The sequence below is a fragment of the Microbacterium sp. B19 genome (assembly GCF_000333395.1).
Taxonomy (GTDB): domain Bacteria; phylum Actinomycetota; class Actinomycetes; order Actinomycetales; family Microbacteriaceae; genus Microbacterium.
In genome coordinates this window covers 1-7,463 of the sequence record NZ_BADA01000027.1, presented here as the reverse complement: position 1 = coordinate 7,463, position 7,463 = coordinate 1, and the positions used below count along the sequence as shown (strand labels likewise).

At 71.0% G+C, this 7,463-nt stretch carries 6 protein-coding genes and 2 pseudogenes; 3 read left to right on the top strand and 5 right to left on the bottom strand.

All coding sequences use genetic code 11. The features are described from left to right. Nucleotides 1-50: 50 nt before the first annotated feature. Nucleotides 51-1,877 (bottom strand): sugar phosphate isomerase/epimerase and 4-hydroxyphenylpyruvate domain-containing protein, encoded by a 1,827-nt coding sequence (locus I5G_RS00950; RefSeq protein ID WP_022877377.1) that lies wholly within the window; start codon nt 1,875-1,877, stop codon nt 51-53. Nucleotides 1,878-1,927: 50 nt separating this feature from the next. Here I5G_RS00950 and I5G_RS00945 point away from each other — a divergent pair, with 50 nt between their 5' ends. The 3 genes from I5G_RS00945 (at nt 1,928) to I5G_RS00935 (ending at nt 4,887) form a co-directional block, all read left to right on the top strand. Then, nucleotides 1,928-2,560 carry a TetR/AcrR family transcriptional regulator gene (locus tag I5G_RS00945; RefSeq protein ID WP_022877376.1) on the top strand — a complete coding sequence of 211 codons (633 nt, stop codon included), beginning with the start codon at nt 1,928-1,930 and terminating at the stop codon, nt 2,558-2,560. A gap of 108 nt (nt 2,561-2,668) precedes the next feature. Continuing rightward, a complete protein-coding gene (locus tag I5G_RS00940; RefSeq protein ID WP_022877375.1) occupies nt 2,669-3,553 on the top strand; it encodes a shikimate dehydrogenase in 885 nt (294 codons plus the stop codon). Nucleotides 3,554-3,567: 14 nt separating this feature from the next. Continuing rightward, nucleotides 3,568-4,887, top strand: coding sequence for an MFS transporter (locus I5G_RS00935; protein ID WP_022877374.1), 1,320 nt, complete (start codon nt 3,568-3,570; stop codon nt 4,885-4,887). A gap of 158 nt (nt 4,888-5,045) precedes the next feature. Here I5G_RS00935 and aroB read toward each other — a convergent pair whose 3' ends face one another. The 4 genes and pseudogenes from aroB to I5G_RS24265 all read right to left on the bottom strand — a co-directional run. Continuing rightward, nucleotides 5,046-6,122: a 3-dehydroquinate synthase gene (gene aroB / locus I5G_RS00930; protein ID WP_022877373.1), complete on the bottom strand. Its 1,077-nt coding sequence runs from the start codon at nt 6,120-6,122 to the stop codon at nt 5,046-5,048. Next, nucleotides 6,119-6,655: a shikimate kinase gene (locus I5G_RS00925; protein ID WP_022877372.1), complete on the bottom strand. Its 537-nt coding sequence runs from the start codon at nt 6,653-6,655 to the stop codon at nt 6,119-6,121. The genes aroB and I5G_RS00925 overlap by 4 nt, the downstream gene beginning before the upstream one ends. Continuing rightward, nucleotides 6,642-7,226, bottom strand: a pseudogene (locus I5G_RS19820) (chorismate synthase); the annotation flags it as partial. The gene I5G_RS00925 and the pseudogene I5G_RS19820, both read right to left, overlap by 14 nt. 8 nt (nt 7,227-7,234) lie before the next feature. After that, a pseudogene (locus I5G_RS24265) lies at nt 7,235-7,463 on the bottom strand (alpha-E domain-containing protein); the annotation flags it as partial.

The window sequence follows — 7,463 nt, the reverse complement described above, 5'->3', positions numbered from 1 at the left end:
GGACCGTTGACGAGGAGAGGCGACGCGGCGTGCTCACCCCAGGCACGCTATCAGCGTCCCCGCTGCGCGGTCAGGCGCACCGGCGCCGTCCCGGCCGCGAACCCGGCGTAGCCGTCCACACGTTCGACGAACTCCAGGAACACCTCGCCGATGGTCCGCGTGTAGAAGTGCAGGTATTCGCCCGCGGCATCCCGGTCGTAGCCGAGATGCAGGTCGCGGAGCTCGTCCACGAACCCGTCCGCCAGATCGAAGCGGGCGGCGATGTCGTCGTAGTAGTTCGCCGGCATGGTGAGCGGTTGGAACCCGCGGGTGCGGGCCGCACGGGCGACCGCGCGCACGTCGGCACAGCCGAACGCCGCGTGCTGCGGCAGGACCGCTCCCCCCTCGCTCCCTCGCTCGGCGAGGATCGGCGGCGCGACGTTCAGCGGGATGCGGATCGCGCCGTTCGGGTCGGTGAGCACCCGGCTCTCCACGAGCCCCTGCGGCCCCGGGACCTCGGTGCGGCTGTCGAGAGTCAGGGCGAACCCCGCCGTGTAGAAGAGCGTCGACTCCTCCACCACCTGCCACGGCTGGGTGAGGCTGATGTGGTCGACGCCGAGGATCGGGCTCTCGCGCGGCGGTTCGCCGTGCTCGAATTCGCGCACCCACTCCGGGTCCCCCTCGTCGGCCGCCTGCGCCCAGTACACCTCGGTGCCGTCGGGGGCCACGGCACCGTCGAGGCGTTCCTCGCTCGCGTAGGTGCGGCGGTAGGCGCGGGGCACCCGCAGGTCGTGCATGCGCAGGTCGACGGCCTCGGCGTCGTCGACCTCGAAACCGATCGCCGCGAGCTGCGGCACCCGGCCGCGGGCGTGCTGCTCGTTGAGGATCACCCGCGCCTCCCCCGCGGTCCACAGCGTGACCGGCTTCGTGCGGTGCCGTCCGCGCGGGGTGAAGCCGAGCTGCGCGAGCAGTTCCTCCACGGCGGAGGTGTCCTCGGCGGTGATCTCGACGAAGTCGACGTGGGAGGGGGCCGCCGCGTCGGGCAGCATCGCGATGTCGGGGCGGTCGGCCGTGGCATCCGGAGCGATCCGTGCCACGGCATCCTCGAGCCACCGCAGGGACCGACGCGCGTGCAGCGCGGTGCGGCGCGGGTCGGTCTGCCGGAAGGTGTCGTTGAAGACCTCGAGCGACCACGGGCCGGTGTAGCCCGCGGCGACGACGCGCGCGGTGAAGTCGGCGAGGTCGAAGCCGCCCTCGCCGGGGAAGAGCCGGTGGTGCCGGCTCCACGACAGGACGTCCATGGTCAGCAGCGGTGCGTCCGCGAGCTGCACGAAGAAGATGCGGTCGCCCGGGATGTCGGCGATCCCCGCGGGGTCATGGCCGCGCGAGAGCATGTGGAACGAGTCGAGGCAGATCCCCACGGCCGGGTGGTCGGCGAGCTCGACGATGCGCCACGCGCGCCGGTAGTCGTCGACGTAGCGTCCCCACGCGAGGGCTTCGAAGGCGATCCGGATGCCATACCCGGCGGCCAGCTCCCCGAGACGGCGCAGTTGGCTCGCGGACACGGCGTCGTCGTCGATCGTCGCGGTGGCGACGTTGCTGCAGCACAGCACCAGATCCATGCCGAGGCGCCGCATGAGGCGGAACTTCGCCTCGGCCCGGCGCAGGACGCCCGCGAACGTCTCCTCGTCGACCCCTTCGACGTCGCGCATGGGCTGGTAAAGGTCGAGGCTCAGACCGAGTCGGGCGGCGAGAGCGGCGATCTCCTCGGGGCTCTCGGGCGCGGCCAGCAGGTCGGGTTCGAAGATCTCGACCCCGTCGAAGCCGGCGTCGGCGCAGGCGTGGAGCTTGTCGACGAGAGTCCCGCTGACGCACACGGTCGCGATCGAGGTCTTCATGGGCGCCGAATGTACCATCCGGTACATAGCGCGTCCACTAATCTGGGCCGATGCCCGAGGTTCGCCGAGACGCCGAGCGCACGCGCGCCGAGCTCCTCGCCGTCGCCACCGAGGTCTTCGCCGAAGACGGCTACTCCGGCGCCCGCGTCGACGAGATCGCCGCCCGCACGCGCACGACGAAGCGGATGATCTACTACTACTTCGGCGGCAAGGAAGGCCTGTACCGGGCTGTGCTCGAGGAGGCCTACCGCGGGATCCGCGAGGCCGAACGCGCCATCGACGTCGACCACTCCGACCCCGTGCAGGCGGTGCGTGCGCTCGCCGAGGTCACGTTCGACCACCACGTGCAGCACGACGCGTTCATCCGTCTCGTCGCGATCGAGAACATCCACCGCGGCGAGTTCATCCGCCAGATCGATGGGCTGCGCGAGGCGTCGAAGCCCGCGAAGGACGTGCTGGACGAGATCCTCCAGCGCGGTCGCGCCGCGGGCGTGTTCCGCGCCGACGTCGAGGCGATCGACGTGCACCTCGTGATCAGCGCGTACTGCGTGTTCCAGGTCGCGAACCGCTACACGTTCGGGCACCTGTTCGAGGTCGACATGGCAGAGCCCGCCCAGCGCGCGCACCTGCGCTCCGTCATCGGCGACGTCGTCGTCGGGTGGCTCACCTCCCCCACGGCCTGATCCGACGGGCTGTTGACATGCGCTTCTCGTCGTGCTTTTCTGTGAACGTACCGGTTAGTACATAGCGAGACTTCGCAACTGACCGGGATCCGGAGACGAAGGAGTACCGTGATCGACTCGCACCCGTACCTCGTGGGCCTCATCGGCACGGGGGTCCTGCCCTCGCTCACCCCGCCGATGCACATGGCCGAGGCACGGGCGCTCGGGCTCACCTACGTGTATCGGCCCCTCGACCTCCCCTCGCTCGGCATCGACCCCGAGCGGATCGGCGACGTGCTCGCGTGGGCCGAGCGCCTCGGCTACGACGCGGTCAACGTCACGCACCCGTGCAAGCAGAGCGTGATGGCGCACCTCGACCGCATCGACCCGGTCGCCGCGGCTCTCGGCGCGGTCAACACCGTGCTGTTCACGTCCGCCGGCCGCGTCGGATACAACACCGACACGACCGGTTTCGCCGCCGCCTTCGGCGAGGGACTCCCGGATGCCACGACCGACCGCGTCGTCCAGCTCGGCGCGGGCGGGGCCGGATCGGCCGTCGCCGACGCGCTCCTCCGGCTCGGTACGGCACACCTCACCGTGGTGGACCTCGACGCCGCCCGCGCCGGCGCCCTCGCCGCCGACCTCGGGGCACGGCATCCGTCCGCCGTCGTCGACTCCGCCGTGCCCGCCGACCTCGCGGCCGTCCTCGCGGGAGCCGACGGCCTCGTGCACTGCACCCCCGTCGGCATGGCCGAGCACCCCGGACTCCCCCTGGATGCCGCCCTCCTCCGGCCCGACCTGTGGGTCGCCGACATCGTCTACCGGCCGCTCGACACCGAGCTGCTGATCGCGGCGCGCGAACGCGGCTGCCGCACCCTGAGCGGCGGAAAGATGGCGGTCCACCAGGCCGTCGACGCCTTCGCCCTCATCACCGGGACGCGACCCGACCCCGATCGCATGACCGCGCACTTCCTCGACCTCGTCGCCGCCGCCGGCGACACCCTCGCCCGATAAGGAGCACCTGTCCCATGACCACCACCGCAACGACGCGGAAGACTCCCGTGAAGGCCGCTGCCGCCAGCTTCATGGGCAGCGCCGTGGAGTACTACGACTTCTTCCTGTTCGGCTCCGCCGCCGCGCTGATCTTCCCGACGGTGTTCTTCCCGTCCGGGGACCAGGCGGCGCTGGTGATGTCGTTCGCGACCTTCGGGTTCGCGTACGTCGCCCGCCCGGTCGGCGCCGTCATCCTGGGCCACTTCGGCGACCGCATCGGTCGGCAGAAGGTGCTCATGTTCACGCTGCTGCTGATGGGTCTGTCGACCTTCATCATCGGATGCCTCCCCGGCTTCGCGCAGATCGGGTGGTTCGCCCCCGCGCTGCTCGTGCTGTGCCGTCTGATGCAGGGCCTCTCCGCGGCCGGCGAGCAGGCGGGAGCGTCGTCGCTCACCCTTGAGCACGCCCCGGAGAACCGCCGCTCGTTCTTCACCTCCTGGACCCTGACCGGCACCCAGGGTGGCCAGATCCTCGCCGCCCTCGTCTTTATCCCCGTGGTCGCCCTCCCCGACGACATCAAGTTCAGCTGGGGCTGGCGCGTGCCGTTCTGGCTCAGCGCCGTCGTCGTGATCGTGGCGTTCTTCATCCGCCGCAGCCTGCACGAGACGCCCGAGTTCGAAGAGGCGAAGGCGACCGGACAGATCGCCCGGATGCCGCTCGTCCCGCTGCTGCGCGATCACTGGCGCGACGTGCTCCGCGTGATCTGCTGCGCGTTCATCGCCGCGGTCTCCACGGTGTTCGGCACGCTCGCGATCTCGTACGGAAAGGCGCAGGGACTCGACGCGAGCGTAACTCTGTGGCTCGTCGTCGTCGCCAACATCGTGGCCCTCGGCACGCAGCCGCTGTTCGGACGGCTCGCCGACCGCATCGGCCGCAAGCCCGTCTTCATCTACGGCGCGCTGTCGTCGGCGGTCTTCATGCCCTTCTACATGCTGTCGATGGGCGCCGGGAACACGATCGTGACGTTCGCCCTCGCGATCCTCACCTTCTCGTTCGGGTACGCCGCGGCCAACGCCGTGTGGCCCTCGTTCTACGGCGAGATGTTCTCGACGCGCGTCCGCTTCTCGGGCATGGCGATCGGCACGCAGCTCGGCTTCCTGATGGCCGGCTTCGCGCCCAGCATCGTCGCCGCCCTCGGCGGCAGCGGCGCGGGCGGCTGGGTCGTCATCAGCGTCTTCACCGCGGTCATCTCGATCATCGCGTCGGTGAGCGCCCTCACCGCCCGTGAGACGAAGGACGTGCCCACCGCGCGCCTGGGTCTCGCCACCGAGGAGCGCGTGCCCGCGACGGTCTGATCCCAGGACGTCGACGGCCCCGTCTCCCGAGGGAGGCGGGGCCGTCTCGCGTGCGGCGATGTTCGCAGATTCGGACGTTCCTCGCAGGATCCGGCCGGAATCCTGCGAGATTCGAGGGATTCTGCGAACGAGCGCGCGGCGGACCGGATGCCGGGTCCTTAGGCCCCGACCTCCTGGTAGGCCGCGAACAGCAGCGACTCGTCGGGGGCCTGCAGGACCGTGGGGCGGGCGAGGTCGTCGAGCACGATGAAGCGCAGCATGCTGCCGCGGGACTTCTTGTCGCGCTGCATCGTCGCCTTGAGGGTCTGCCACGCGCCGGCGCGGTAGGTCGTGGGGAGCCCGAGGGACTCGAGCACGTCGCGGTGGCGCTGGGCGACGTCGTCGGACAGGCGTCCGGCCAGGCGCGACAGCTCGGCCGCGAACACCATGCCGACGGAGATCGCGGCGCCGTGGCGCCAGCGGTACCGCTCGGCGTGCTCGATCGCGTGACCCAGCGTGTGTCCGTAGTTCAGGACTTCGCGGAGGCCCGCCTCGCGCAGGTCTTCACCGACGACCCGCGCCTTCATGTCGATCGCGAGCTCGATGCAGCGGCGGAACGCGTCCCCCCGCGGGTCGACGATCCCGGACGGGTCGGCCTCGATGAGGTCCAGGATCTCCGGATGCCAGATGAACCCGGCCTTCACGACCTCCGCGAACCCCGCGGTGGCCTCGTTCTTCGAGAGCGTGTCGAGCAGGTCGAGGTCGCACACGACGGCCGTGGGCGGCCAGAACGCGCCCACGAGGTTCTTGCCCTCGGCGGTGTTGATTCCCGTCTTGCCGCCGACGGCGGCATCCACCATGCCGAGCACCGTCGTCGGCACCTGGATCACGGCGACACCGCGCAGCCACGTCGCGGCGACGAACCCGGCGAGGTCGGTGACGGCTCCGCCGCCGAAACCGATGACGGCATCCGTCCGCGTGAAGTCGGCCTGGCCCATGACCTGCCAGCAGAACGCGGCGACCTCGACGCGCTTGCCCGCCTCGGCATCCGGGATCTCGGCGAGCAGCACCTGGCGGTCGCCGACGAGCTGCGCGCGTAGGGCCTCGGCCTGCGCCGCGAGGGTCGGCGGGTGCACGATGAGCACCTTCTGCACGGCCGCGGGCAGCTTCTCGCCGAGCGTCGCGAGCAGGCCGCGCCCGATCGTGATGTCGTAGCCGGGGTCGCCGGCGACGGTGATGGTCGTGGTGTCAGTCATGGGGTCTCCTGGGCCGGGACGGGGCGTGCCCAGGCCACGATGTCGTCGACCACGCGAGCCAGCGGGCCCGACGACGTGTCGAAGGCGATATCGGCGGCCGCTTCGTAGATCGGTCGCCGTTCTTCGTAGATGCGGAGCCAGCGCTCCGCCGGGTCCTCGCCGCCCAGCAGCGGGCGCTCGTCACCGTGGATCCGGGATGCCACGACGTGCGGCGCCACGGTCAGCAGCACCACGCGGTGATGGGTCAGTCGCTCGCGGGTGACCGGGTCGAGCACCGCTCCCCCGCCGAGTGCGACCACACCGCCCCGGCCGAGGGCTTCGGCCACGGCATCCCGTTCCACCGCGCGGAAGTGCGCTTCGCCGTGCGCGAGGAACAGGTCGCGGATCGGACCGTGGTCGCGGACCACGATCTTGTCGGTGTCGCTGAACGTTTCGCCGAGGGCGCGCGCGACGCGGCGCCCGACGCTCGTCTTTCCCGCGCCCATCGGTCCGATGAGCACGAGCGCGCCGGCGCCGACCTCAGCCGAGGTCATGCGCGAGCAACGCCGCGTCGGAGGCGTCGGTGGTGCGCAGCGTCTCGGGCAGGTGCGTGAGGTACGTCTCGAGATTGCGGCGCGTCTCGGCGACGTTGTCGCCGCCGAACTTCTCCAGCACCGCGTCGGCGAGCGTGATCGCGACCATCGCCTCCGCCACGACACCCGCGGCAGGGACCGCGCAGACGTCGGAGCGCTGGTGGTGCGCGGCGGCCGTGTCGCCCGTGGCGACGTCGACGGTGCGGAGGGCGTGCGGGATCGTGGCGATGGGCTTCATGCCCGCGCGCACCCGCAGCACGGTACCGGTCGACATGCCGCCCTCGGTGCCGCCCGCGCGGTCGGACGAGCGGGTGATGCCGTCCTCCGTCGCGAAGAGCTCGTCGTGCGCCTGCGAGCCGCGACGGGTCGTGGTGAGGAAGCCGTCGCCGACCTCGACGCCCTTGATGGCCTGGATGCTCATCAGGGCCTGGGCGAGCTTGGCATCCAATCGACGATCCCACTGCACGTGCGAGCCGAGCCCCGGCGGGAGGCCGTACGCGAGCACCTCGACGATGCCGCCGAGCGTGTCACCGGCCTTTGCTCGGTTGACACGATCTCGCGCGCGCGGCGGGCGTTCTCGCGCGCGGCCGTGATCGAGTACGCGATGCTCGACGGGTTCATGCGGTCGACGGCGAGTCGCGCCAGCACATCCTCACGACGGACGGTGTCGACGTTCTCCGGGAACGGCGAGCCCATGACGCTGAGGAGCGACCGGCACGCGGTGTCCTCATCGATCCAGGGGTCCTCGAGCAGCAGCTGCAGGTGGACG

Excerpts from the sequence above, each read along its gene's own strand:
- I5G_RS00945 (WP_022877376.1), top strand. The coding sequence starts at position 1,928 with ATGCCCGAGGTTCGCCGAGACGCCGAGCGCACGCGCGCCGAGCTCCTC.
- I5G_RS00925 (WP_022877372.1), bottom strand. The coding sequence starts at position 6,655 with ATGACCTCGGCTGAGGTCGGCGCCGGCGCGCTCGTGCTCATCGGACCG.
- I5G_RS00935 (WP_022877374.1), top strand. The coding sequence starts at position 3,568 with ATGACCACCACCGCAACGACGCGGAAGACTCCCGTGAAGGCCGCTGCC.
- I5G_RS00950 (WP_022877377.1), bottom strand. The coding sequence starts at position 1,877 with ATGAAGACCTCGATCGCGACCGTGTGCGTCAGCGGGACTCTCGTCGAC.
- aroB (WP_022877373.1), bottom strand. The coding sequence starts at position 6,122 with ATGACTGACACCACGACCATCACCGTCGCCGGCGACCCCGGCTACGAC.